The organism is Pseudomonas sp. CVAP#3, from assembly GCF_018986375.1.
Lineage (GTDB): Bacteria > Pseudomonadota > Gammaproteobacteria > Pseudomonadales > Pseudomonadaceae > Aquipseudomonas > Aquipseudomonas helvetica.
In genome coordinates this window covers 116,886-140,176 of sequence record NZ_JAHMSC010000008.1, presented here as the reverse complement: position 1 = coordinate 140,176, position 23,291 = coordinate 116,886, and the positions used below count along the sequence as shown (strand labels likewise).

The following is a 23,291-nucleotide window of genomic DNA, read 5'->3' as shown; positions in this document are numbered from 1 at the left end:
GTCGTGTGCCTCAGGCGCGCAAACCACCCTGCTGCCGGGCGTGTCCACGCTGGGAACCGTGAATCGGCATATCGACGCGACTCATCAGCCCTTCGAGGGTTTCCTGGTCCGGTACGCGAGCCTGGCTGATCCGCACGTTGTGCTGCTGGACGGCGAACAACGCAGGCAGGCCGGCTTTCTGGGCATCGTAGATCAATGTATGACAGATCTGCTGGTTGTCTTGGCAGAACGCCACCAGGTCCAGGCCGGTCCCGGTACACAAGGTTGCATTGATGATCACCAGATCAAACGGCTCACAGCCGTATTCGACAACGCTGAGCAGCTCTACAAGGGAGTGCACGGGGGCAATTCGGTAGTAACCGAGCTGATTCAGCTTGCGCTCGATTTTCATGCGATGAAAATGCTGCTCATCGGCGATCAGGATACGTAACGCTTTATTCGGCATGGTTGATTGACCCTACAATGACGGTGCGGCTGTTTACGCCCACCCTTATCAAGAGCGCCTCAGACTAAGGGCAATGCCGCGGGGGTTTCTGTAGGACATTTCTGAAAGAAACAGTTCCATCTACTTTTAATTTTTTTGCTGTCGCACTGATGACAACTTCAGCCAACGCTGCAAGTCAGTGCCACTCATCGGTCGATCACTCGGTCGTACTCGGGCTACTGAAGGGGCAGAGCGAATACCAGCCGAAAGCAGGTTGAGGGTTTCCCCTCAACCATAGAATCTCCCACAGGTTCTGCGCCAGGTTGTGGATCTGAGTCAGCGGGCGCTAACGCTCACCTGAGCCGGCGATAACTCTGGATGGCCGAACCCAGCACCACCGTCCCCGCCGCAATCGACAGCCAGAACCCGCTGCGTGCGCCGAAGGCATCCACCAGCCAGCCGGAACCGGCTGCGCCGATCGCCACGCCGATGCTCAGGCCGGTGATCAGCCAGGTCAGGCCTTCCGTGAGTTTGGCCGGCGGCACGATGCGCTCCACCAACCCCATGGCGACAATCAACGTCGGTGCGAAAAACAGCCCGGCAACAAACACCGCCAGCGACAACCCGAGAATGTTCCCCGCCATCAGCAACGGCAGCGTGGTCAGTGCCGTCGCCACTCCGCCGTACAGAAACAAACGCGGCAACGGCACGTTGGGTTTCAACGCGCCGAACGCCAACCCGGCCAGGCACGAGCCGATGGCATACACCGACAGCACGATGCTCGCCGCTGCCGGCTGGCCTTGCTGCTGGGCGAACGCCACGCTGACCACGTCCACCACCCCGACGATGGTGCCCATGGCGCCCATCAGCAGCATTAAAAGGCGTATATCCCCTGAACCCACGACCGAACCCGGTTGATCTGCATCATGCGGATGCACCGGTGGCTCGGTGCTGCGCTGCAACACAAACGCGCTCACCCCAATCGCCAACATCAGCAACGCCACCAACGGCCCAGCCTCGGGAAACACCACCACGCACAGCCCCACCGAGAGTGGCGGTCCGACGATAAAACACACCTCATCCAGCACCGACTCCAGCGCATAGGCGGTTTGCAACTGCGGTTGACCACGATACAGCTCGGTCCAGCGCGCCCGGACCATCGCCGACATGTTCGGCATGCAACCGGCCAGCGCGGCGAACACAAACAGTGTCCAGTTCGGCGCTTGCAATCGTGTTCAGAGCAACAGCAGCAACAACGCGCAACCGCCGACCAAGGCCGAAACCGGCAGCACCCGGCCCTGACCAAAACGGTCGACCATGCGCGACACCTGCGGCGCGCAAAACGCCGTGGCCAAGGCAAAGGTCGCCGCCACTGACCCGGCCAACCCGTAACCCCCCTGCAACTGCGAGAGCATGGTGATCAGGCCGATGCCTGTCATCGAGATCGGCATGCGCGCGACCATCCCCGCCAGCACAAAGGCGCGGCTGCCGGGGGCGTTGAATAGCGCTTGATAGGGATTTGCCATCCGGTTCCATCCTCTGCTGAGGCGTGCAACTTGCCATAAAGCGTCCAGGTAGTAAAAAAACACAAACTAAGCCCGCCAAACATGAACTCAAGCCACCTTGCGCCAGTCACCTGATAAGCCCGCCCGTCGAAAGCTGAGTGATAGGCACATCTCATCAGCAGCACACTGTTCAACGATGGCGGCATATGTCTCTATCCGGAGTGACGCAGCAATGGCTGATCATTACAACGAGCGACAAAGCGCTATCGACGCCCACGGCATCATCGGGGATATGCGCAGCGCAGCGTTGGTCAACGACAAGGGCAGCGTGGACTTTTTCTGCTGGCCGGAATTCGACAGCCCGTCGATCTTCTGCTCATTACTGGACACCCCGGACGCGGGGATTTTCCAACTGGCACCCGACCTGCCCGATGCCCGGCGCGAGCAAATCTACCTGCCCGACACCAACGTGCTGCAAACCCGCTGGCTGAGTGAACAAGCGGTGGTGGAAATCACCGACCTGCTGCCAGTTGGCGACAACGACGACGCCCTGCCCCTGTTGATCCGTCGCGTGCGGCTGGTCAGTGGCCACGCCACCTTCCACCTGCATTGCGCGGTGCGCCATGACTACGCCCGAGCACAGACCACGGCGCGGACCGACGGCGCAGACATCTGCTTCGAAGCCGCCCAGCAGCCAGGTTTACGCCTGCGCGCCAATCAGCCGATGCAGGTTGTACAAGACACCGCCGTCGCCACGTTCAGCCTCAAACAGGGCCAGAGCGCCGAATTCCTCCTCGGCGCCCTCGACGACCCACGCTTCAAGGATGAAAACAGCGACCTGTGCCTGCAACGCACACTAAAGTTCTGGCGCGACTGGATAGGGCAATCCAATTACCGCGGACGCTGGCGCGAAATGGTCAACCGCTCGGCACTGGTGCTGAAACTGCTGACCTCGCGCAAACACGGCGCGATCCTCGCCGCCGCGACCTTCGGCCTGCCGGAAATACCCGGCGGCGCCCGCAACTGGGACTATCGCTACACCTGGATCCGCGATGCCTCCTTCACCGTCTACGCCTTCATGCGCCTGGGCTTTGTCGAGGAAGCCAACGCCTACATGCGCTGGTTGCACGGACGGATGAGCGACTGCCAGGGCAAAGCGATGAAGCTCAACGTCCTGTATGCCATTGATGGTCGTCAGGAGCTGCCGGAAATCGAACTCGCGCACTTGTCCGGTCACGGCAACGCCAAACCGGTACGTATCGGCAATCAGGCCTACGAGCAGGCTCAGCTGGATATTTTCGGCGAGTTGATGGACGCGGTGTACCTGGTCAACAAGTACGGTGAGGCCATTTCCCATGAGAGTTGGCAACATGCCATCAAGGTGGTCGATCAGGTTTGCGATAGCTGGCAGCAAGAGGATGTCGGCATCTGGGAAATGCGTGGCGAGCAGCATCACTTCCTGCATTCACGGCTGATGTGCTGGGTGGCACTGGACCGGGCCATCCGTCTCGCGTCGAAACGCTCGCTGCCCGCCCCGTTCGCCCGTTGGGATCAGACCCGCCAAGCGATCTACGCCGACATCTGGAACAACTTCTGGAACGCTGAGCGCGGGCATTTCGTCCAGCACATCGGCGGCACCGCACTCGACGGATCGATGCTGCTGATGCCACTGGTACGTTTCGTCAGCGCCAGGGACCCGCGCTGGCTGTCGACCCTGCAAGCGATCCAGAAAACCCTGGTGCGCGACGGCATGGTGTACCGCTACCACAACGACGACAGCCAGATCGATGGCCTGCCCGGCACCGAGGGCGCGTTCGCCGCCTGCTCGTTCTGGTACGTCGAGTGCCTGGCTCGCGCCGGTATGGTCGAAAAAGCGCACCTGGAGTTCGAACAACTGCTGCGCTACGCCAACCCGCTCGGACTCTACGCCGAAGAGTTCGACAGCCACGCCAGGCACCTTGGCAACACGCCACAGGCGCTGACCCATTTGGCACTGATCAGCGCGGCGAGTTTTCTCGAGCGGAAGTTGAGTGGGGAAAAGAGTTACTGGCAGCCGTAAGGTGCTGGTGAGAGACCTGACGCGGACTATCTGACAGCAGACAGTCCCTTGTGGCGAGGGGGCTTGTCGGAACGCCGCACCGCCCCGCTCGGCTGCGCAGCAGTCGCAGACCCGGTAAGCGCGGTGTGCCTGATACAACACGATTGCAGGTTTTTGGGCTACTTCGTAGCCCAACGGGGGCAAGCCCCCTCGCCACAGGTTGTGCTCTACGCGTCGGAGTCGTAGGGATCGAAATTATCCAGCGCCCGATTTACCAGCAACTCGCTCAGTACAATCATCTGCTGAATCGACAACGCCACATGACGCCGCGAACCTTCAAGTTCGAAAGCCGGATTGCTGGCCGAACGGAAGTTGAGTGGGGAAAAGAGTTACTGGCAGCCGTGAGGTGCTGGTGAGAGACCTGACGCGGACTGTCTGAGAGCAGACAGTCCCTTGTGGCGAGGGAGCTTGCTCCCGCTCGGCTGCGCAGCAGTCGTAACCCCCAGTCACTCGGTCCTTCAGCAAAACCGTATCGAATGGTTTTGGGACCGCTTCGCGCTCCAGCGGGAGCAAGCTCCCTCGCCACAGGTTGTGCTTTACGCGTCGGAGTCGTAGGGATCGAAATTATCCAGCGCCCGATTTACCAGCAACTCGCTCAGTACAATCATCTGCTGAATCGACAACGCCACATGACGCCGCGAACCTTCAAGTTCGAAAGCCGGATTGCTGGCCGAACGGAAGTTGAGTGGGGAAAAGAGTTACTGACAGCCGTAAGGTGCTGGTGAGAGACCTGACGCGGACTGTCTGACAGCAGACAGTCCCTTGTGGCGAGGGAGCTTGCTCCCGCTCGGCTGCGCAGCAGTCGTAACCCCCAGTCACTCGGTCCTCCAGCAAAACCGTATCGAATGGTTTTGGGACCGCTTCGCGCTCCAGCGGGAGCAAGCTCCCTCGCCACAGGTTGTGCTCTACGCGTCGGAGTCGTAGGGATCGAAATTATCCAGTGCCCGATTTACCAGCAACTCGCTCAGTACAATCATCTGCTGAATCGCCAACGCCACATGACGTCGTGAACCTTCCAGTTCGAAGGCCAGATCGCTGGCCAGCACGTTCACCGATGCCAGGGTTTCGCTGGCATGGGCCAGCAGGGTTTCGTTATCCACATCGGGAATGACCACAAACATCTTGCCCGGCCGGGTATCGAGTTTCGGTGGCTGGGTGAACGGCGGTAAGTGGTAATCCAGCGCACGCTCGGCAGCTTCATGCAGCTTGCTGGAATCGAGGGAATCGTAAGGGGAAACGCTGGGGTTTTCGGGGGGATTGGGGGTGATCTTGACCATGGTTGAAACTCCATTCAGAAATTGGAGTTCGCCATTTCTGCGACCAAGCAGAAGGGTGGCGAACTGTACGCAGGTTGGTCGACCAGGGAATGGAAACCCGGCAGGGCCTAAGCCCTCCCACGCACAGTTTGCCAATAAGCAAAAAAACCGCTCACGCGGTTCTGTGCGCCATTCTAAACCCGGGCGACCAAACCCGGTCACTGATTTTGCAGCGACCCGCAAAGGCTAGTCCCGCGCTCTTCCCAACCGCAACCTTAAAACCCCGTCGGATATTTCCCCGGTCAACACCGTTTCTGTAGGAGCAAGGCTTGCCCGCGATGAACGAAGACGCGGTCCACCTGACGAAACGCGTTTAATGATGAATAGCCCTGCCCCCTACAAACACTAAACAACTCACCTCGCCGCACTCTGAAATATGCGGTTGCATGCCAATCACCGGCCTCATAACATCGCCCCCTCAACGGGTACAGCGGAGCTGTTCAACAAAAACCCGCATTCAAGGAACCAGAATGAGCCATCGCATCCACTGCAGCATCAAAGCACCTCCCCGCTCGGGCCTGACCCGGGATCAACTGTGGGAAGCCGACGACAAAGGCCTGATCAAATGTTGGGAAGTCGGCCGCGAACGTGCCGCTAAATTCCCCGATCTTTCAAAACGCTGCCTGGCCGGCGAACTCCCGGTACTCGGCTGGAAAGGTGGCGTCAGCCGCAGCCTGAAGAAGCGCGATAAATTCGGCTCCCTCAAATACCTCGCCCAATGGCAAGGCCTGCGCGGTGAAGACCTGGACATCGACCTGACTCAGGAACGGTCGATGACCTGCTCCAGCACCAAAATGGTCGTGACCTTTACCCCTGATCGCTCAAAATACTTTAACCAGCCGTTGGAAATGGAACCCTAGGCGCCGACCTGATGGCCCGCCCACAAGTGGGCCAATCATCCTGACTCACGACCTTGCCCTAAAGTCCGCCGTTTGCCACGCCTCGCTTTTCAGCAGTAAGCCGGGCAAAACATCGTTACACTTGCCGCCCCAAAGGACGCGATCAGGACAAGGAATGTTACCCACCTCTTCTACCCTCCGGCGCACGCTGGTGGGTTGGCTGTATGCCGCCGCCATGGCGCATCTGCTCGTCAGCGTCATGCTGACCTGGGCCGGCCACTCGGGTTTGCTTGATGGCTATCTGCAAACCCTCGAACAAGCCTTCTGGGCAGACGCCGCGCCTGCTGCCGCTCGCGCACAACAGGTCTGGTGGCTGGCATTGTTCGGCGCCACCCTGCAAAGTTATTCGCTGTACATGCTGGCGCTGGTGCACATCGGCAATCGCCTTGAAAGCCCTATGGCGTGGGGCTGGTTAATTGCCGGGATCGTGCTCTGGGCCCCTCAGGACATGCTGATTTCGATTCAGGCCAACGTCTGGTCACACTTGTGGATTGACAGCTTTGCGCTGCTCACCCTGCTGCCGCCCCTGTTCTGGCTGTATCGCCATGACCGCCGCCCCCTCTCCCCTGTCGATGTATTGAGTGAATCCGACCATGGCTGATTTTTCCCTTCTGGACTGGGCGCTCACGCTGTTGATTGCCCAAGCTGTTCTGGGTGCGCTGGATACCCTTTATCACCACGAACTCACCGTCGCCCTGCCCTATCGCCACAGCGCACGGCTGGAGCTGTCGATCCACGCGTTGCGTTCATGTTTCTACGGCATCCTGTTTCTGGGCATGGCGCACCTGGCCTTCCAGGGCTCGTGGGCAATTGTCATTGCGCTGCTGTTCGCGCTGGAGATCGGCCTGACACTGTGGGACTTCGTGGTCGAGGATCGCAGCCGCAAGTTGCCGGCCATCGAGCGCATCATGCACACGGTACTGGCGGTCAATGGCGGTGCGTTCTTCGCGTTATACGGTGTGCAACTGGCGCAATGGGCAACGCTGCCTACCGCCCTGAGCCCTATCGATTTCGGCTGGCGTGGTTGGTTGCTGACGCTGTTTGCGATCGGCGTCACCGCTTCTGGTATTCGCGATGGGTTGGCGGCGCTCCGCATGCAGCGCGAAGGCAAACCGGCTAACCCGTTCGCAGGGCTTGCCTATAAACGTGTACTGGTCACCGGTGGCACCGGGTTTATCGGTGAAACCCTGGTCAATCAACTGCTCGACGCCGGCCACACTGTCAGCGTGCTGGCCCGCGATCCGTTGAAAGCCGCCTACCTGTTTGACGGTCGTGCTCGCTGCCTGCGTTCGCTGAGCAAACTTGGCTACAACGAAACCTTCGATGTCGTGATCAATCTGGCTGGCGCGCCGGTTGCCGGTCCGCGCTGGAGCGCCAAGCGTCAGGCGCAATTGCTGGCCAGTCGGGTCAACACCACTGAAGCGTTGATGACCTGGCTGAAGAATGCCCGACATAAACCGGCGCTGTGGGTTCAGGCCTCGGCCATCGGGTTTTACGGCGTGCGTGACGCCAGTGAAAGCCTTGATGAAAGTGCCACCAAGGGCGAGGGTTTCATGGCTGAGCTGTGCGCACGCTGGGAGGCCGCCGCACAACCGGCCAGCGAACTCGGCGTGCGTCAGGTGGTCATGCGTCTGGGTGTGGTGTTCGGCCCGGGCGGCGCGTTGTTGCCGTTGCTGATTCCATTCCGTTTGGGTTTCGGTGGGCGCATGGGCGATGGCCAGCAGATCATGAGCTGGGTGCACCGCGACGATGTGATTCAAGTGATCGCCCGTGCATTCGACGACAACAGCCTGAGCGGCACCTACAACCTGGTCGCACCGGATGCGATCAGTCAGGCAGTGTTCGCCGACAGCGTCGGTAAAGTCCTGAAGCGCCCGGTGTGGTTCCACATCCCGGCAGCCCCGGTGCGCACCCTGGCTGGCGAAATGGCGCAGTTGTTCTTCGACGGCCAACGTGTGGTGCCAGATCGCCTGACGGAGGCTGGCTATACCTTCCGTTACCCGACCCTCGACGCAGCCCTGCGCGACCTGGCCTGAGGACTGTGCATGAGCAAGCCCCTTTTGTACCTGCTGGCCGGCAACGGCAGCGCCGCTGATTGGTGGGATGATGCGCTGCCGTACTTTCAACGTTATCAGGTGGTGCCGCTGGAACTGCCGGGGTTCGGGAACAACCCTCAGGCCCCCTGCGAAGACCTCGCCGCCTACGCTCAGGCGTTGCTGACGGCGACCGTCAAGGGCAGCGCGATCATGGCAGTCGGCGTGAATGCGTTGCTGGTATTGCATGCGCTGCAACGGCAACCGGGGCACTTTTGCAGGAGTGTATTGCTGGCGCCGGTGGGGGCGTTTTTGTGGCAACGACGTCTGCCGGCGTTGATGTCACCGCTGCCCATTCGCAAGACCATCCACTGGTTGCTGGCGAACCAGCCAACGCTGTTTGCACACAAGTTCTCCAGCCAGACCTGGACACCCGCGCAGTACCGGCGCATGGGTGCCGGCTATGAGCGCTGCCGGGCTTTTGTACCGCACTGGGATCTGGTGCGAGCGGACACTGCGCTGCCATTGCTGGAATGGATCAACGATCCGGTCGAGCTGGTCTGGGGCGATCAGGACAAAGTACTGGGCATTGAGCAAGCCGCCGCATGGTCGGCGATTCTGGCCCGTGCCGATTTGACCATCAGCCTGAAACCCGGATGGGGCCATTATCCATGGATTGACTCACCGGCCGAATTCGCGGCGTGGCTGGAATCGGGTGAACACGGATTCGTTGCGCACACCAAGGGCGGGCGTTTACGTCTGGCAACACTGGCCGGGCAAGCAGTTCCCCCTGCGCTATCACTCAATGACTGCAACGACTCACGCTTGCCGGCGTTTCTCGCCAGCCAACCGAACGCCACTTGGGCGGTGCGCTCTTCCAGCTATGGAGAGGATCAGGCCGATGCAGCGAACGCCGGTTTGAGCACCACGTTCCTGCGTGAACCGACGCACAACGTACCCGCGCGGATTGCCGAGTTGAGTTCGTCCGGGGTCGAGGAAGTGGTGGTGCAACGCTTCATCACTCCCCTGCTGTCCGGGATTGCCTTTGTACGTCATCTGTCGGTCGAGCTGGAATGGGTCGAGGGTCACCTCGAATCACTGGCCGACGGCCAGGTGAGTCCGCAGCGGGCGATTGTTTCGCGGCTCGGCGCCTCTTGGAGCAGCGACACATTCAAGCCATCCCATGGCTTGACCGCGGACCTGCTGTGGCGCTTTTTACAGAACGTGTTGCGGGTCTTCCACTATGTACCCGGCGACGTCGAATGGGCCTGGGACGGTACGCAATTGTGGTTGCTGCAATACCGGCCGATCAGCGATTACGGCTGGCGTCGACACCTGACCGCCGCCAACATCGCCGAGATCCTGCCGCCACAACCGAGCCGTCTGGTGGAGCACGCCCAACGACGTGCAGCGGCCAGTATTCCGGCGATCATGGCGCGCTGGGATTCACGCGTATTGCAAGACAACGAGCCGTTCACTGCGGTGTTCGGCGGCGCCTCCTATATCAACAACGACCTGTTTCTCGCCCGCCTGGCGGACTGGGGAATCTCCGCCAGCAGCTACGCCGGTGAAGTCGGTGGCGCGACGCCGGAGCTACCTTGGCGGCCTCTGCGTCTTTTGCGTTCGCTGCCGTTATTGCTGCGTATGCAACGCATCGCTCGCGGGCATTTGCTGACGCTGGAAAGCCGATTGCAGCGCTTCGACCAGGAGCTGACAGACCTGATAGCGCAAAGCGCCGACGGCCAGCAACTCGCCGACTGGTTCACCCGGTTCTATGTGTTTGTGGTGCAGGGAAACCTGTGTATCGCCACAGCGTTGGCCAGCAGTGGCGGCGATCTGCTGGGGCGCCCACCGACAGCGTATGACAACCTTGAGCACAGCCCACATCGACTGCCATGGGAAACCGATCCGGCGACGCCACGCCCGGCACCGACCGAGCTGCCGTTGCAGGCATTCCCGCGATGGTCCCGGGCCATCCACCTGGCTCATTCGACGGGTTTGCCAGGCTTGCGCGGTTACTACCTGCAAGTGCGCGAGTGGTATCGCGACAACCTGATGCGGCTGTTCTTTCGCCTGCACCACGCCATGCCGATGGCGGACCGGGCGCACTGGTTCGGACCCCATCCGGACATTCGCACGCGTGACGGCAGCTTCTGGCAGGACGGTCGCGAAGGCACCGAGCAGGCCACGGGGTTCATGATCTATCCGGGGCAGGTCCAGGGCATTCTGGGTGACGACATTCTGCTTGAAGACACCCTGGACCCCGGACGGCACGCGCACTACCAGACCGCGCGGGCGGTGATCGCACGCATGGGCGGACGCTTGTCCCACGGCTCGACCTTGTTGCGTGAACTGCGCAAACCCTCGGCGGTGCTGCCCCAAGTCGATCTGGCGTGGTTAGGCCGTGAAGTTCGGTATTGCGATGGTGAGTTGACGTTGGTGAAGTAAGCGCAAGCCTTACATCTCGCAGGCCTCTGTGGCACAGGAGTCTTCGCGCGAAAACCGCTCGCGGTACGCCTGCGGTGTTACCCCCATGGCCCGCAGGAAACTGCGGCGCAGGGTTTCTTCGCTGCCGAACCCGCATTGCACGGCGATCCGTTTGATCGGCACTCCGGTGTCACTCAGCAATCGTCGTGCGGTTTCGACACGGATCAGTTCGATGGCCCGCGCCGGGGTCTGGCCGGTGTCGGCGCGGTAGTGTCGGATAAAGCTGCGTTCGCTCATGCCCGCTTGCAGCGCCAGCGCCGGGATGCCGAGGTCCAGGCTGAGGTTTTCGGCGATCCAGGCGTGCAACTCATCAAAGCGGTTGCCGTGCTGTTGCAGGTCCAGCGTTACGCTGAACTGTGACTGGCCGCCCGGTCGCTTGAGGAACACCACCAGTTGCCGGGCGACTTCCAGGGCTATCCCGCGACCGAGATCTGCTTCCACCAGCGCCAACGCCAGGTCGATGCCGGCCGTAACCCCGGCCGAGGTCCAGACCGGGCCGTCGTTGATAAAGATCGGGTTGGGCTCGACCCGCAGTTGCGGGTGCTTTTGCGCCAGCTGATCGCAGCGGGTCCAGTGGGTGACCACGCGACGACCGTCGAGCCAGCCACTGGCGGCCAGCAAAAATGCGCCCGTGCACACTGACGCCACGCGCCGGGAAACCGCAGCCTGTTGGCGCACCCAGTCCACCAGCACCGCGTCTTCGGCCGCCGCGTAAACGCCCCAGCCACCCGCGATGATCAGTGTGTCGGAAGACTCGCTCGGCAACGGTTCGGCCAACAGCGCCAAGCCGGCCGAGGACATCACCGCCCCGCCGCCATCGGCAATGACCGTCGGCGCATAGGGCGGCGGCAATCCCCGCTGCGCGGCCATGTCATTGGCCGAGGCAAACACCTGCAATGGCCCGCTGACATCGAGCAGTTGCACATTGGCAAAGGCCAGCACATGAATGGTTTTCGGTGAGTTCGGCATGATTGGCGTAATTCGAGGGTTGATTGGCGTATACGCCAAATCCTACGAGCCTACAGTCAAACCGTCCACCCAATAAGGGTGTGAACACGCAGACCAAGGAGATAGCGTCATGACGTTGCAGATCGGTTTTCTGTTGTTTCCACAGGTGCAGCAACTGGACCTGACCGGACCTTACGATGTGCTGGCCTCGCTGCCGGACGTAAAGGTGCATTTGATCTGGAAGGACCTGGTCCCTGTGACGGCAAGCACCGGCCTGGTCCTGAAGCCGACCACTACATTCGATGACTGCCCGGACCTGGATGTGATTTGCATCCCCGGAGGCAGCGGCGTCGGACCATTGATGGAAGATCCGCAGACCCTGGCCTTCATTCAGGTGCAAGCCGCCAAGGCACGCTACATAACCTCGGTGTGCACCGGCGCATTGGTGCTCGGCGCGGCTGGATTGCTCAAGGGAAAACGGGCGACGACCCACTGGGCCTATCATGAATTGCTGAGTCTATTGGGCGCCATCCCGGTTCGGGATCGGGTGGTACGCGACGGCAATCTGCTGACCGGTGGCGGGATCACGGCGGGGATCGATTTTGCCCTGACCCTGGCCGCTGAGTTGTACGACAAAGACACTGCGCAATTGGTGCAGTTGCAACTCGAATACGCCCCCGCACCCCCCTTCAACTCGGGCGACCCGCAAAGCGCGCCAAAAGCCGTGCTGGAGGAAGCCCATCGGCGTGCAGCCGCCTCGCTCAATCAGCGCACGCTGATCACCGAACGCGCAGCGGCACGGCTCGGTTAAGCGCTTTGTCAGGTCTGAAACAGACTTTTACAACGCCCATTAAAAAACCCGCCGAAGCGGGTTTTCCAAGACCATGACGACATCCTGTCGCTGCAATCCTTGCAAATGGTCGGTCATCCATGACCCTGAGCGCGTCCTGCGCTGCAGTTGATGGAGTCAGATTAGGCCTGAAACCAAAAGCGCAAAAGACGACATACCATCGACTGTGCGTAAGCCATTGGCTATGCGTCAGGTCAAGCCCCCAAACGTCCATTTCCTGCAGGCAAAAAAAACCCGCCGAAGCGGGTTTTCAAGACCATGACGACATCCTGTCGCTGCGATCCTTGCAAATGGTCGATCATCCATGATCCTGAGCGCGTCCTGCGCTTCAGTTGATGGGTGTAGATTACGCTTCGGATCCAATCTGAAACAGGAGACATAGCTACTACTTCGTGTAAGACATTCGCCATTGCAGCACTTCCGAAAACCCTTAGGCACCTCAGGTCTCAAGTGCCTGAGTCGCGCGTTTCGCATCAGATACGGCTCGCAATTCATTGTTCGACAAAGGCTTTCAGATTCACCAACGCGTGGTCCCACTGCTGGCTGATCATTTCCAGCGAGCGGCGCGCCTCGTCCAGTTGCGTCGGCTCGAAGACCCAGCGGCGTTCACGCCCCCGTTTGGTGTCACGCACCAGGCCGGCGTCAGCCAGCACCTGCAAGTGTTTGGTCACGGCCTGGCGGCTGATGTCGGTGCCAGCGGTCAGTTGCGCGATCGACATCGCCCCGCCGCCGCACAACACCTCGATCAACCGTAGCCGGGTTTCGTCGCCGAGTGCGGCGAAGGTCAGTGCCGAGCGGCCCAGCGCAGTAGTGGCCGACGGCGTATCCAGCGTTAAGGCGTCAGGGGGTGGCAAGGTACGTCTCGATGTTGGTCATTTGTTCATCCCAGCCACGACTGTTCATGCGGAAGGCTTTCAGACGGCGTTCTTCCGGAATGTTATCGAAACCGGACTCGACGACCTTCAGCAACGTGCCGCCCTCCATGTCTTCGAGCTCGAACAGCACCAGGGTGGTAGGCTCCGACGAATAGTCCACGGTCGGGTCCACCGGATACGGATGCCAGCGAAACGCAAATACCCGCTCGGGCTCGACCCGCGCCACCTGCACGTCCCAGACCAGATGTTCATAGCCCGGATAAGTGATTTGCCCCCGGGTTCGCTCACCGGCAACAAAGCGTTTGCCCTCAAGCGCGACACCAAACCACTTGCCGAAGGATTCGGCATTGGCCAGGGCGCGCCAGACGGTGGAGCGTGGAGCCTTGAGCAGGATCTTTCTTTCGATGCGATCTGATGAGTGCATAGGTCACCTCCTTTGATGAACACTAGGCCCGGACGGCTGAATGCGCAACTTTCTGGTTGCATAAAACATTCGGACAGGCTTTACCTTTCTGTCATGACGCCTGGAAATGCTAACGTCGCCAGTGAACTGGCCCAAAACAAGGATGCTTCATGTTGCCTACCCTTTCGGAGCGTTATCGCGGCTGCCTGCTGGGGCTGGCTTGCGGCGACGCAGTCGGTACAAGCGTAGAGTTCAAACCGCGCGGGTCGTTCCCGGCGCTCACCGACATGGTGGGTGGCGGCCCGTTCAATCTGAAGCCGGGCCAGTGGACCGATGACACGTCGATGGCGCTGTGCCTGGCCGAAAGCCTGCTCACAAAAAATGGTTTTGACGCCTTCGACCAGATGGGGCGTTATCTTAATTGGTGGCAATGGGGTTACCTGAGCTCGACTGGCGACTGCTTTGATATCGGCATGACCGTGCGCGAAGCCCTGACTCATTATCAGGAAACCGGCAATCCATTCGCCGGATCGACTGATCCGTTCAGCGCAGGTAACGGTTCGCTGATGCGATTGGCGCCAGTGGTGCTGTTTTACTTCCCTGCTATAGGCCATGTCAGGACGTTTTCCAGCGATAGCTCTCGAACCACTCACGCTGCGCCTGAAGCCATCGAATGCTGCCAGTTGTTCGCTGGATTGATTTGCGAAGCATTGCAGGGCGCGACAAAGTCGGATTTGCAGCACCTGAGCCACACACACTTTTCAGAACCCAAAGTCGCCGCGATTGCCAGTGGCAACTATCTCGCAAAACCAAAATCCGAGATCGTGGGTACAGGCTACTGCGTTGCCTCGTTAGAGGCGGCGCTGTGGTGTTTTCATCACACCGACAGCTTCGAAGACGCCATTCTGCAAGCCGCCAACCTGGGTGATGATGCTGACACAACCGCTGCCATTGTCGGGCAGTTGGCCGGAGCTTTTTACGGTGTAAAAGGAATCCCCAAGAGTTGGCTTGCGAAGCTGCACATGCACGATGAGATTGAAGCGACAGCCGACGCATTGTTACAGGCATCAAACACCCACCACACTCACAACTGATCCGGCCACCAGGTTTTGCCGCCGGGTTCATGCGTCACCTCCTGTGATCAACACCAGGCCCCAATGGCGATTGCGCAGCCTTCAGGTTGCGCAATCGCCATTGCGGTCGATCTTCACCGCCTGTCTGCGTATCAGGTGTTATTGCAGCCCTTGGCGATGGAGTCCTCATTGGAGGTGTAAGGTCTGGAAGGCTCCAGGTTCCACTCAGGCTTGTTGCGGGCAATATTGAAATGGCAGACCAACTGGCGGCGCATGCTGCCGATGTTGCTGTCACGGTTGTCCGGGTTGTCTTTCCAGTTCGCGTCCAGGTAGTGATCGGCAGCCAGTTCGTTGAAGAAGTTGTTGGTCTGGCCGTCCTGTACCTTTCTGCCGCAATCGGTCGGCGTCACTTCGAGGGTCATGACTTTCTTGCCAAAGCCCGGGTCGTCACGCTCAACCCAGCTTGCACTTTGTACGTAGCGATCACAGCCGTTCTTTTCAGTCGTGGGGTAGATCACCTGCTTTTTACTGTCGTAGACAAAGGCAGCGTCTTGTTGAGGGGTTTGCGGCAACTTCATGTTGATGACCGGCAAGTGCTGCTGCACCGCCTTGTACCATTGGATCTGATTCAGCCGAGCGCCCTCCAGGCCGCTGTCTTCGGTATAGAACAGTGCAAGGATCGATGGGGATTTCGGCGGACTCTCTTCCCACTTGGCCAAGCGCAGTTCGTTCTGGGTGCCGAACGATTCGGCAGCAATCTTGCTCATCGCGCGGATGCTTTGGTAGAAGGCCGGGCCCGAGGCACTGTTGCGTTCATCACGTACGTCGAATGAGCATTGGCGTGAATGATCACCCCTGTTCTGCTGGTAATTGGCAGCCCATTGCTCGGCAGTGCTCACGCCTTGTTCGTGACAGAATTTTTCCACGTTGCCGGGGGTTCGCCGCGAGTCGGTGCAACCTTGTTGCCCGCGGTCATCGGTGGCCGCGTCGATCGGGAACGAACACAACACGGCGTAATCCTGATGGTCCTTGGGGTTGCCGAAGATAGTGTCGAAAATGAAGCCGCTTTTGAGCCCATAGGCCAGCTTGCGGAACTTCGAATCCTTGCGCAGATACGAGGCGGATACCCCGCCACTCGCCTGGCTTTTCGGGCTGATGCTGTAGAACTGGTAATCGGTCGAAGGCCAGGTCGCCCGAAACAGCACACCCGAACACAGAAACGCCGGTTTGGACGGCCCGCCGCAATCTTGCCGGGTGTCGTTATAGAGTTGGTTGAGACGGGTGACCGTGTCGCTGCCCAAATCGGCATGGGCCGTGGAAAAGAATGACAGGCCAGCGATGGCGACAGCGCTGGCAATGGGTGCTCTGATTCCCTTCATGGAAATACCTCCTGGTGGTTGAAGCTGAGTGGCCAGTGCAGGCCGTCATGTCCTTCTCGCTCATCGCGGGACCGGGTTGCAACCGGCCGCTTTCGCTTCATTGTCTGAGACGGTGGGCCTGAATGGCTCCAGGTTCCACGGCGTCTTGCTGCGGTAATTGACCAGCACACAGTTCAGTTGCTGACGCATGCTGCCGGCAGACTTTTCTTCTTCACGCCAGTTCTGGTCGCTGCCCTTCATGGCGAACAGTTCGTCGTACAACGCGCTCAATTGATTACTCGGCAGCGCCCGCCCCTCGGCGGTGGGGACGACGCTCAAGGTCCATTCATCCTTGCGGGTGCCGGGGTCGTAGCGTTTGACCCAGTTGGCCGACGCGATGTACTGACGGGGCAGTGTGCTGGCGACCGGGTCAACGGGGGCGTTGGCGTTCAGTGCGATCACCTGATCGGCGACCACGTAGCTGAAGCGCTGCTCTGGGGGCTTGGTGAAGTCCAGGCGCAGAATCGGTACTGGGTAGCCCTGGTCATTCAATTTTTTCTGGAAGTTGCGCGCACTCTTCAGACCGTCTTCCGGCTTGGGCGGCGCCTGATCGCCTCGGGTGGCGAAGTTTTGCGTGCTGTTGACGTTGTAGATGAAGGCGTCGATGTACTTCATGTTCTCGCTGCCATCGTTGGTGGCGGAAGCGTTTTTGAGCATGAACTCGTTGACTTGGGTCTTGATCGAAAACGGGTCCTTCATGGTGGTGGTTGCACGGGACTCATGCACCCGGATCATGGCATTCCAATCACTGGGTTTTTCGGCATTCCAGGAACACTGACTGGACTGGATGGGGCCCTTGAACAGCCCGGTGTATTGCTGGGTCCACTTGTCGGCGGTGGTGACCCCGGCTTCGGCACAGGTGCCGTAAGCCCATTGGGCATTCTTGTTGTTCAGCGTGCCCTGGGCGTTTCTCGGTGGCTCCTTACTGTCAAAGAAGCCGCAGCCATACCACTTGCGCTCCGGTCCGGTGCCGCCATCGAAAGCATAGATGCAGGTCCAACCCTGCTCCTTGACCGGCCGGTTCAACGCCGCCGCATCCGTTGGGGTGCGCATGATGAAACCGGCGGGATGAATCAGAATGCTGGTGCTCAGGTCCTTGCGAATCCAGGAGTAAGAGGTCGCACCGATCTTGATCGCATAAGGGCTGTAATCCCAGGGATTGAAGGGCCCGTCATTGACCATGCGCAGCGTCACGCCGCTGCAATAATAATGACCGCGCGCGGCCCCGGAATCGATTTCCTTGCAGTCGTTATTCAGCGTGTTGTAGTTGCGGTTGATTCGATTCAGGGTCTCGATCGGATCGAGGGCGGGTTGTGCGACTATCGCCGATAACGCAAAGGTAGAAGTGAACGCCAGAATAATTGGCGCACATGCCATAGGGCGCATGCAGACCTCCTTGTCGCAGTGCTGGATGATGATTTCCTGTTTCGCAGCGTAGACCAAACCCGGCATCTGTTCCTGGCACTGGAACTTTTTAGTCGGCGCGTCTCGGACTTATCCGATCGCCCTAAAAGAAATACCCTACGCAAAGCACCATTTTTCAAAGGATGAATCAGCATGAAAACACTCCACGGCAGTTGCCTGTGCAAGGCCATCACCTATGAACTCGACAGCCTCGACATGCCGATCAGCCACTGCCATTGCCATACCTGTCGCAAGGCGCATGCGGCGGCGTTCGCATCAACGGCCGGGGTCATGCGCGAGCATTTTCGTTGGGTCAAAGGTTTGGATAAGTTGTCATCCTTCGAGTCCTCGCCCGGCAAGTTGCGGCACTTCTGTTCGCAGTGTGGCTCGCACCTGGTGGCCGAGCGTTTGGCTCAGCCGCATGTGATTGTGCGGGTGGCGACCCTCGATGATGATCCGCAGATGACGCCGCAGGCACACATCTGGACCTCTCACGATGTGCCGTGGCTGGCTTATGAAGGGATTGCCAGGAGGGAGACCTGAGTTGCACGGTGCTCGGGGCTTGATGCTCGAGCGTCTGTAAGGGCCTCTTCGCGAGCAATCGAGCGTCGACCGGCTGCTCCCACAGTAGATTTTCGGTGTACACACAATGTGTGTACGACCGAGATCCAATGTGGGAGCGGGCTTGCTCGCGAAAGCGTCCGCACAGGCGCCGCGATTACCGGATAAACACCTGCGCCGTGGTGATCGCCATGTCGCCGCCCGGCATTTTGATGCTGCCGATTTGTTTCAGGCTGTCGGCATCAAAGATCGCCACGTCGTTGAAAGTCCCAGCCAGGTAGATCTTGCTGCCGTCCTTGTTGAAGGAAATGCAGTAGTAGGAGTGATCCAGGTTTGCCGACTGCAGCAGCTTCTTCTGCTTGATGTCGTACTTGGCCAGACGATTGAGCACGCCGAACATCAGGTTCGGGTCTTTCGGCGAGCGCATGCCGCTGAAGTAGATTTCGGTCAGCGGGCCGAAATCGGTGGTTTCGGTCTTGCCGGTTTTCAGGTCGACGCTGAACAGGCCGTAGAGGTTTTCGGCAGTGGCCGGGTCCTGTTTCTTGTCCTTGAATTTCGCTGTCGTATAAAGCAGCGAAAAGTCGTGCCGGTACGTCTGCTGGTTCCACACATAGAGCACGTCCGGTGCGCTGTAGTTCGGACGTTTCCAGTGGCGACTGGGGATCAGCACGTCGAACTTGCCGGTTTTCACGTTGACCTTGTAGATGTCCGCACCCGCCACATACAGCGTGCCGTCATCACCGCTTTGCATGATGGTCAACTGACGCGGTGCCGGGAAGCTGCGAACCGGTTTGGCACTCATGCCGGCATCGGTGGCGTAGACATCCAGCCGTGGTGGCTGCACTTCGTAATGATCGTTGAGCATCAAGGTCGGGTTGGCGACGGTGTACAGCTCCTTGCCGTCGTGGCTGAGGGTGAACGCGAACATCGAGCGCGCCTTCTCCCCCGGTTGCTGGGTGATGCTGGCATGGAACACCTGTTTGCAGTTGTCGAGCTCGACGCCGTAGATGTCCGCGTAGTGGTTGTTCAGCACGTAGGCGGTCTTGCGGTCCGGCGACAACTGAATAGTGCCAGGGCCAAAGGCGTCCGGCAGTTTGCAGGTCTTGTACAGGCTATCGGTTTTAAGGTCGATGACGTTCAGGTTGTTCGGGTAATTGGTGGTCAGCATGTACTCGTGACCACTTTGAAGCACTGTGTTTTCATCGGCCAGAACGCTGAGTGAACAGGCACTCAGGATGGCGGAAGCGGCCAGGCCGCAGGCATTGATGTGTCGCATGCTGGAATCCTTCTTCTGTTCCGCTATTTTTTTCGGGCTACTTGTCTTTAGGGAACACGGTGCCGAGGTTGCGCCAGCTCTCGTTGGAAGCTTGGGCGTCCTTGTTCCAGTCCGGGTAGGTGCTCATCATGTCCGGCACCTGGGCCGGCCACCAGCAAGGGTCGGAACAGCCATAAAGGTCAGCTTCCATCGGCTGGCACAGCGACGACACACCGCCAAAGGCGTCGATTTCCCAACCCGGATCGGTGGTCGAGGCGCAGCCGGCGACGGAACTCATGGCCACCACTTCTTCGATACGGTTTTCGGCCGCGGCCTGATCGAGCTTCTGCGCTTTGTTATTGATTGCCTTGAGATGTTTCATATCAGTGAGCCTTGCGCGGAGTGATGTAACTGCTGATGAACGCAGGGTTGTGAGCCATGATCCGGGTGTAGACCTCGATGCCGAAGTCGACCCAGTCACGCATCAGTTCGCAGTAGTGATAGGTCGGATGAGTCGGGTCGCCATAACGGGCATAGCTCTCGTGGTAGCAGCCGCCGGAACACAGGTTGCGGATCTGGCAGTCTTCGCAGCCGGTGTTGGTCCGGTCCAGGCGCTGGGACAGGAAGTCGTTCAACTCGACCTGTTTCACGCCGCTGTGAACGTTGCCAAAGGTCGGCAATGACGAGCCGGTGAAACGGTGGCAAAGGTTGAGTTCGCCCTTGTGATCCACCGCCAGCATCTTCAGCCCGGCACCGCACGGCAGGGCTTTCTTGTGGCCTTCGTGGATGTCGGTGATCAACTGGTGCAGGTTGGAGAAACCGATGTTGCGGTGCTCCAGCGCCGCTTCCAGATAACGCCGGCCGAGCTTCTTCATGTTGGCGAAGACTTCGATCAATTCGTCGCTGGACAGGTTGAAGCTGCTGATGTCACCCGAGGTCACCGGGGCAAAACCGACTTCGGCGAAACCCAGTTCGTTGAACAGGTGATCCCAGATGGTTTCAACGTCGGTGACGCCAGTGGTCAGGGTCACACGCGCACCGACCGGGCGGCTGTTGTAGCGCGACAACAGCATCTCGGCCTTGCGCCGAACCACGTCATAGGTGCCCTGCCCGCCCACGGTGATGCGGTTGCGGTCGTGCACGGTTTTCGGTCCGTCGATGCTCACCGACAAACCAAAGCGGTGGGCATTGAGGTAGTCGACCGTTTCCTCGGTGAGCAGCGTGGCGTTGGTGGTCATGACGAATTCGACGAACTTGCCGGCCTCGGCAAAACGCTTCTCACAGTAATCGACCATGTACTCGATCAGCTTGCGATTACTCAGCGGCTCGCCCCCAAAAAACACCACGGTGAAACGCTCTTCGTCCGGCGATTCGCGCAGCAGCATTTCCACTGATGCGACGGCGGTGTCGACGTCCATCTTCTTGCCAGCCGACGGCTTGTCGAGGTCTTCCTTGTAGCAATAGGTGCAGCTCAGGTTGCAGCCGGTGTTGACGTTGAGCACCACGGTGTTGATCGCCGTGCGTTCGACCCGTTTGGTACCGATGTCCGGGGTCAGCGGCGAACCGTCGCTGACCAGTTCCAGGGAGATCAACTCGCGCAGGGTTTCGCTGATTTCTTCACCGTTGAAGCGTGCCGCCAAGCGCTCGATCAAGTCCTCCGACGAACAGCCGGGGCCACGCAAGGTATCGATGATGGTCCCGGTCAGCTCATCGCTGGCGAACAGCGAACTGCTGGGGATATGGAACAGCATGCGGTCGGCATCGACGTGCACTTCGTGCAGATTGCGTTCGACCAGATTCAAAATGGCGCCCATTACAGCCTCCTGTGCAAACCCCGTTTGGCGGGGCCTGCGGTCATTCCTGAAAAGTCTCTGAAACCGTTACGTCAGCCAGCTCACGTTTTCAAATCAGGGAATGGGTGGATTGTTCCAGCGTTGCACGGTGACGATCATGTGGCCCTCGCCGGTCAGGGATTTCCCTGCGTCGTCGACGGCGGCGATCACCTTGAGGTTGCCGGCGTTGTTGGTGGACATCTTGCGCGCCGGGTTCGGCCCGGCATCGCCCGGGGTGAACACGCCGCTGTCGGCCTGCATGGTCCCGGCGAACTTGACGTCCTGGTCTTCCTTGGCGCGGTCGTCAAAGGCTTCAACCTTCCACTGCGCCGGGAACACACCGATGCGGTACGGCTTGCCATCGGCGCCTTTGCCCCAGGCTTCGGCGTCAAAACGACCCTGGACTTTTGGCGTCGAGCCGCCGCCCTCACCGATCCGCGCCACCGAGAATTCCGGCACCACCTTGACCTCGGCAATCTGGCTGTAGACCGCCAGCGTCGCGCCTTTCAAGTTGCCGATCGTGACCTCGCGCGCACCTGGATTGGCATCGGCGGCCGCTTTGATTTTGACCTTGATGCGCTCTGGACTTTGCTCCAGCACTTGGGCCACTTGCACGTCGCTGCCGAAGTTCGGCGTGCCTTGCAGGCCGCTGCCGATCAGGGTCACCTCGGTTTCGCTGCCGGCCTTGAGGTAACCCGGCTGCACCGCCAGCAAACGGCTGGAGCCTTGCTTGGCGGCGATAAAGTCGAGGCCGCGTTCATCGTGCTCGGCTTCAAACATCCGGCCTTGCAGCTCAGTGCCCTTGGCCGCAAACACCTGACGCATGACCACACCATCGATGGTCACGTTGCCGCGCCATTCATACCCGCTGTAGAGAATCGCGCTGCCGTCGCCGCTGAACGGGCTGCCATCGGCGTATTGGCCTTTGACCGCGACCTTGAACTGGTCGGCGCCCGAGGCGCTGACGCTCATCACGCCAGCCAGTTCACCCTTGCCCGGCAAGTGGCCGCTGAAGCTCCAGTCACCCACCAGCGCGTCGGCTTTCGGCGCAGTTTTCTGCCAGCTCTTCCAGGCCGGGTTGTCCAGCGGATAGCGCTTGGCCAACAGCGGCACCATGTCTTTGCGGGCAATGTCGAACCAGTCACGGTCGCGGGCCAGCGCCTGGTACTCCAGGGACGGCCATTGGCCAAGGTGGAAGTTCACCAGACGTTCCCACTCCTGGGCCGGCCGCCGCTGCAGGGCGATCCGTGCGCCGGAGTGGCAGCGGCCACACATCTGACTGGTCTGATCGTCGAAATGCTCGACGGTGTTGAGCCGACGCTCCAGCGCATAACGTACGCCATCGGTTTCGCTCGGTGCCAGGCCCTGGGTATCGGCGAGGTATTTGACCAGCGTGCGACGGTCCTCATCACTGATCTGCAAACCGTGCATGGTCTGCATCCGGGCGATGCTCATCAGCCAGCCTTCGGGGGTTTTGCGCTGGTGGCTGATGCGGCTCAAGGCATTGCCGGCTTCAGGGGTATGACAGCCCTGACAGGTTTCCTTGAGAATGCTTTGGGCGTCACGCGCCGCCATGCTTTGCGGAGCATGCAGGGCGGCACACGCGGCAAGCGCCAGCAGACTGGCGCTCATGCCTGATCGGAGTTTTCTCTTCATCAACGTCGAACCTCGCACGGTGCTTTCTTATTTTTTGAATGATCGTTTTCAGGGTCTCTGCCGTCGGCGAGCCGGTCGCTGACGGAGGCAGGAGAAACGTCTGCGAAGGAGCAATACACGGAGCGTGCCAGCTTATTAATAGTCTTTAAAATCAAATAATTGGCGAGAAATAATGGATTTTTATCAGCGCTGAGAAAGGTCAACGGCGTCTAATATCGCGACAACTGTTGCACTCTGAGACGAGCATAGATGAC

General features: G+C 59.8%; 19 protein-coding genes and 1 pseudogene. 8 read left to right on the top strand and 12 right to left on the bottom strand.

From position 1 onward, the window contains the following. Window positions 1-10: 10 nt before the first annotated feature. Entirely contained in the window at window positions 11-445 is a 435-nt protein-coding gene (locus KRR23_RS15860) for a response regulator (RefSeq protein ID WP_216743273.1), read from the bottom strand. Window positions 446-777: 332 nt separating this feature from the next. Continuing rightward, window positions 778-1,950: pseudogene (locus KRR23_RS15855) on the bottom strand (MFS transporter). 211 nt (window positions 1,951-2,161) lie between these two features. Between KRR23_RS15855 and KRR23_RS15850 the strand changes: the two are divergent. Then, window positions 2,162-3,988: a glycoside hydrolase family 15 protein gene (locus KRR23_RS15850; protein ID WP_216743272.1), complete on the top strand. Its 1,827-nt coding sequence runs from the start codon at window positions 2,162-2,164 to the stop codon at window positions 3,986-3,988. A 944-nt stretch (window positions 3,989-4,932) separates the two neighbouring features. Here the strand turns inward: KRR23_RS15850 and KRR23_RS15845 are convergent. Continuing rightward, a complete protein-coding gene (locus KRR23_RS15845; RefSeq protein ID WP_216743271.1) occupies window positions 4,933-5,304 on the bottom strand; it encodes a DUF6124 family protein in 372 nt (123 codons plus the stop codon). Between the two features lie 509 nt (window positions 5,305-5,813). Between KRR23_RS15845 and KRR23_RS15840 the strand changes: the two genes are divergently transcribed. The 4 genes from KRR23_RS15840 to KRR23_RS15825 all read left to right on the top strand — a co-directional run bounded on the left by KRR23_RS15840 (window position 5,814) and on the right by KRR23_RS15825 (window position 10,723). Then, a complete protein-coding gene (locus KRR23_RS15840) occupies window positions 5,814-6,203 on the top strand; it encodes a hypothetical protein (RefSeq protein ID WP_216743270.1) in 390 nt (129 codons plus the stop codon). 154 nt (window positions 6,204-6,357) lie between these two features. Continuing rightward, window positions 6,358-6,843: a cell division protein gene (locus tag KRR23_RS15835; RefSeq protein ID WP_216743269.1), complete on the top strand. Its 486-nt coding sequence runs from the start codon at window positions 6,358-6,360 to the stop codon at window positions 6,841-6,843. Continuing rightward, window positions 6,836-8,278: a TIGR01777 family oxidoreductase gene (locus KRR23_RS15830; RefSeq protein ID WP_216743268.1), complete on the top strand. Its 1,443-nt coding sequence runs from the start codon at window positions 6,836-6,838 to the stop codon at window positions 8,276-8,278. Before KRR23_RS15835 ends, KRR23_RS15830 begins: the two co-directional genes overlap by 8 nt. A gap of 9 nt (window positions 8,279-8,287) precedes the next feature. Continuing rightward, a complete protein-coding gene (locus KRR23_RS15825; protein ID WP_216743267.1) occupies window positions 8,288-10,723 on the top strand; it encodes an alpha/beta fold hydrolase in 2,436 nt (811 codons plus the stop codon). 9 nt (window positions 10,724-10,732) lie between these two features. Here KRR23_RS15825 and KRR23_RS15820 read toward each other — a convergent pair whose 3' ends face one another. Beyond that, window positions 10,733-11,731 carry a GlxA family transcriptional regulator gene (locus KRR23_RS15820; protein WP_216743266.1) on the bottom strand — a complete coding sequence of 333 codons (999 nt, stop codon included), beginning with the start codon at window positions 11,729-11,731 and terminating at the stop codon, window positions 10,733-10,735. A gap of 109 nt (window positions 11,732-11,840) precedes the next feature. On the opposite strand from KRR23_RS15820, the gene inhA reads away from it, so the two are divergent. Further along, complete coding sequence (inhA, locus tag KRR23_RS15815) at window positions 11,841-12,521, top strand: isonitrile hydratase (RefSeq protein ID WP_216743265.1); 681 nt, start codon at window positions 11,841-11,843, stop codon at window positions 12,519-12,521. Window positions 12,522-13,051: 530 nt separating this feature from the next. Here inhA and KRR23_RS15810 read toward each other — a convergent pair. Together KRR23_RS15810 and KRR23_RS15805 are read right to left on the bottom strand one after the other, a co-directional pair. Next, window positions 13,052-13,414, bottom strand: a complete 363-nt coding sequence (locus tag KRR23_RS15810) for a helix-turn-helix transcriptional regulator (RefSeq protein ID WP_253912127.1) — start codon at window positions 13,412-13,414, stop codon at window positions 13,052-13,054. Next, window positions 13,401-13,859, bottom strand: a complete 459-nt coding sequence (locus KRR23_RS15805; protein ID WP_216743264.1) for an SRPBCC family protein — start codon at window positions 13,857-13,859, stop codon at window positions 13,401-13,403. Before KRR23_RS15805 ends, KRR23_RS15810 begins: the two co-directional genes overlap by 14 nt. 149 nt (window positions 13,860-14,008) lie before the next feature. Here KRR23_RS15805 and KRR23_RS15800 point away from each other — a divergent pair, with 149 nt between their 5' ends. Next, window positions 14,009-14,932 (top strand): ADP-ribosylglycohydrolase family protein, encoded by a 924-nt coding sequence (locus KRR23_RS15800; RefSeq protein ID WP_216743263.1) that lies wholly within the window; start codon window positions 14,009-14,011, stop codon window positions 14,930-14,932. A 131-nt stretch (window positions 14,933-15,063) separates the two neighbouring features. Here KRR23_RS15800 and KRR23_RS15795 read toward each other — a convergent pair whose 3' ends face one another. Both KRR23_RS15795 and KRR23_RS15790 read right to left on the bottom strand, forming a co-directional pair. Beyond that, complete coding sequence (locus tag KRR23_RS15795) at window positions 15,064-16,290, bottom strand: DUF2599 domain-containing protein (RefSeq protein WP_216743262.1); 1,227 nt, start codon at window positions 16,288-16,290, stop codon at window positions 15,064-15,066. Between the two features lie 60 nt (window positions 16,291-16,350). Beyond that, the gene (locus KRR23_RS15790; RefSeq protein ID WP_367880658.1) at window positions 16,351-17,706 is read right to left on the bottom strand and encodes a DUF2599 domain-containing protein; all 1,356 of its coding nucleotides are present in this window, start codon (window positions 17,704-17,706) and stop codon (window positions 16,351-16,353) included. Window positions 17,707-17,886: 180 nt separating this feature from the next. Here KRR23_RS15790 and KRR23_RS15785 point away from each other — a divergent pair, with 180 nt between their 5' ends. Then, window positions 17,887-18,276, top strand: a complete 390-nt coding sequence (locus KRR23_RS15785; RefSeq protein WP_216743260.1) for a GFA family protein — start codon at window positions 17,887-17,889, stop codon at window positions 18,274-18,276. 175 nt (window positions 18,277-18,451) lie between these two features. On the opposite strand, the gene peaD is transcribed toward KRR23_RS15785, so the two are convergent. The 4 genes from peaD to peaA form a co-directional block, all read right to left on the bottom strand. Further along, window positions 18,452-19,570: a quinohemoprotein amine dehydrogenase subunit beta gene (gene peaD / locus KRR23_RS15780; protein WP_216743259.1), complete on the bottom strand. Its 1,119-nt coding sequence runs from the start codon at window positions 19,568-19,570 to the stop codon at window positions 18,452-18,454. 37 nt (window positions 19,571-19,607) lie between these two features. After that, window positions 19,608-19,931: a quinohemoprotein amine dehydrogenase subunit gamma gene (qhpC, locus tag KRR23_RS15775; RefSeq protein ID WP_054596428.1), complete on the bottom strand. Its 324-nt coding sequence runs from the start codon at window positions 19,929-19,931 to the stop codon at window positions 19,608-19,610. A 1-nt stretch (window position 19,932) separates the two neighbouring features. Continuing rightward, on the bottom strand, window positions 19,933-21,363 hold the full coding sequence (peaB, locus tag KRR23_RS15770; RefSeq protein ID WP_216743258.1) for a quinohemoprotein amine dehydrogenase maturation protein: 1,431 nt from the start codon (window positions 21,361-21,363) through the stop codon (window positions 19,933-19,935). Between the two features lie 93 nt (window positions 21,364-21,456). Beyond that, window positions 21,457-23,037, bottom strand: coding sequence for a quinohemoprotein amine dehydrogenase subunit alpha (gene peaA / locus KRR23_RS15765; RefSeq protein ID WP_216743257.1), 1,581 nt, complete (start codon window positions 23,035-23,037; stop codon window positions 21,457-21,459). Between the last annotated feature and the right edge of the window lie 254 nt (window positions 23,038-23,291).

Bases quoted from the DNA above. Each gene is read 5' to 3' on its own strand.
- KRR23_RS15800 (WP_216743263.1), top strand. From the start codon at position 14,009: ATGTTGCCTACCCTTTCGGAGCGTTATCGCGGCTGCCTGCTGGGGCTG.
- qhpC (WP_054596428.1), bottom strand. From the start codon at position 19,931: ATGAAACATCTCAAGGCAATCAATAACAAAGCGCAGAAGCTCGATCAG.
- KRR23_RS15795 (WP_216743262.1), bottom strand. From the start codon at position 16,290: ATGAAGGGAATCAGAGCACCCATTGCCAGCGCTGTCGCCATCGCTGGC.
- KRR23_RS15820 (WP_216743266.1), bottom strand. From the start codon at position 11,731: ATGCCGAACTCACCGAAAACCATTCATGTGCTGGCCTTTGCCAATGTG.
- inhA (WP_216743265.1), top strand. From the start codon at position 11,841: ATGACGTTGCAGATCGGTTTTCTGTTGTTTCCACAGGTGCAGCAACTG.
- KRR23_RS15790 (WP_367880658.1), bottom strand. From the start codon at position 17,706: ATGGCATGTGCGCCAATTATTCTGGCGTTCACTTCTACCTTTGCGTTA.
- KRR23_RS15840 (WP_216743270.1), top strand. From the start codon at position 5,814: ATGAGCCATCGCATCCACTGCAGCATCAAAGCACCTCCCCGCTCGGGC.
- KRR23_RS15860 (WP_216743273.1), bottom strand. From the start codon at position 445: ATGCCGAATAAAGCGTTACGTATCCTGATCGCCGATGAGCAGCATTTT.
- KRR23_RS15805 (WP_216743264.1), bottom strand. From the start codon at position 13,859: ATGCACTCATCAGATCGCATCGAAAGAAAGATCCTGCTCAAGGCTCCA.
- peaD (WP_216743259.1), bottom strand. From the start codon at position 19,570: ATGCGACACATCAATGCCTGCGGCCTGGCCGCTTCCGCCATCCTGAGT.
- peaB (WP_216743258.1), bottom strand. From the start codon at position 21,363: ATGGGCGCCATTTTGAATCTGGTCGAACGCAATCTGCACGAAGTGCAC.
- peaA (WP_216743257.1), bottom strand. From the start codon at position 23,037: ATGAAGAGAAAACTCCGATCAGGCATGAGCGCCAGTCTGCTGGCGCTT.
- KRR23_RS15825 (WP_216743267.1), top strand. From the start codon at position 8,288: ATGAGCAAGCCCCTTTTGTACCTGCTGGCCGGCAACGGCAGCGCCGCT.
- KRR23_RS15835 (WP_216743269.1), top strand. From the start codon at position 6,358: ATGTTACCCACCTCTTCTACCCTCCGGCGCACGCTGGTGGGTTGGCTG.
- KRR23_RS15850 (WP_216743272.1), top strand. From the start codon at position 2,162: ATGGCTGATCATTACAACGAGCGACAAAGCGCTATCGACGCCCACGGC.
- KRR23_RS15830 (WP_216743268.1), top strand. From the start codon at position 6,836: ATGGCTGATTTTTCCCTTCTGGACTGGGCGCTCACGCTGTTGATTGCC.
- KRR23_RS15785 (WP_216743260.1), top strand. From the start codon at position 17,887: ATGAAAACACTCCACGGCAGTTGCCTGTGCAAGGCCATCACCTATGAA.
- KRR23_RS15845 (WP_216743271.1), bottom strand. From the start codon at position 5,304: ATGGTCAAGATCACCCCCAATCCCCCCGAAAACCCCAGCGTTTCCCCT.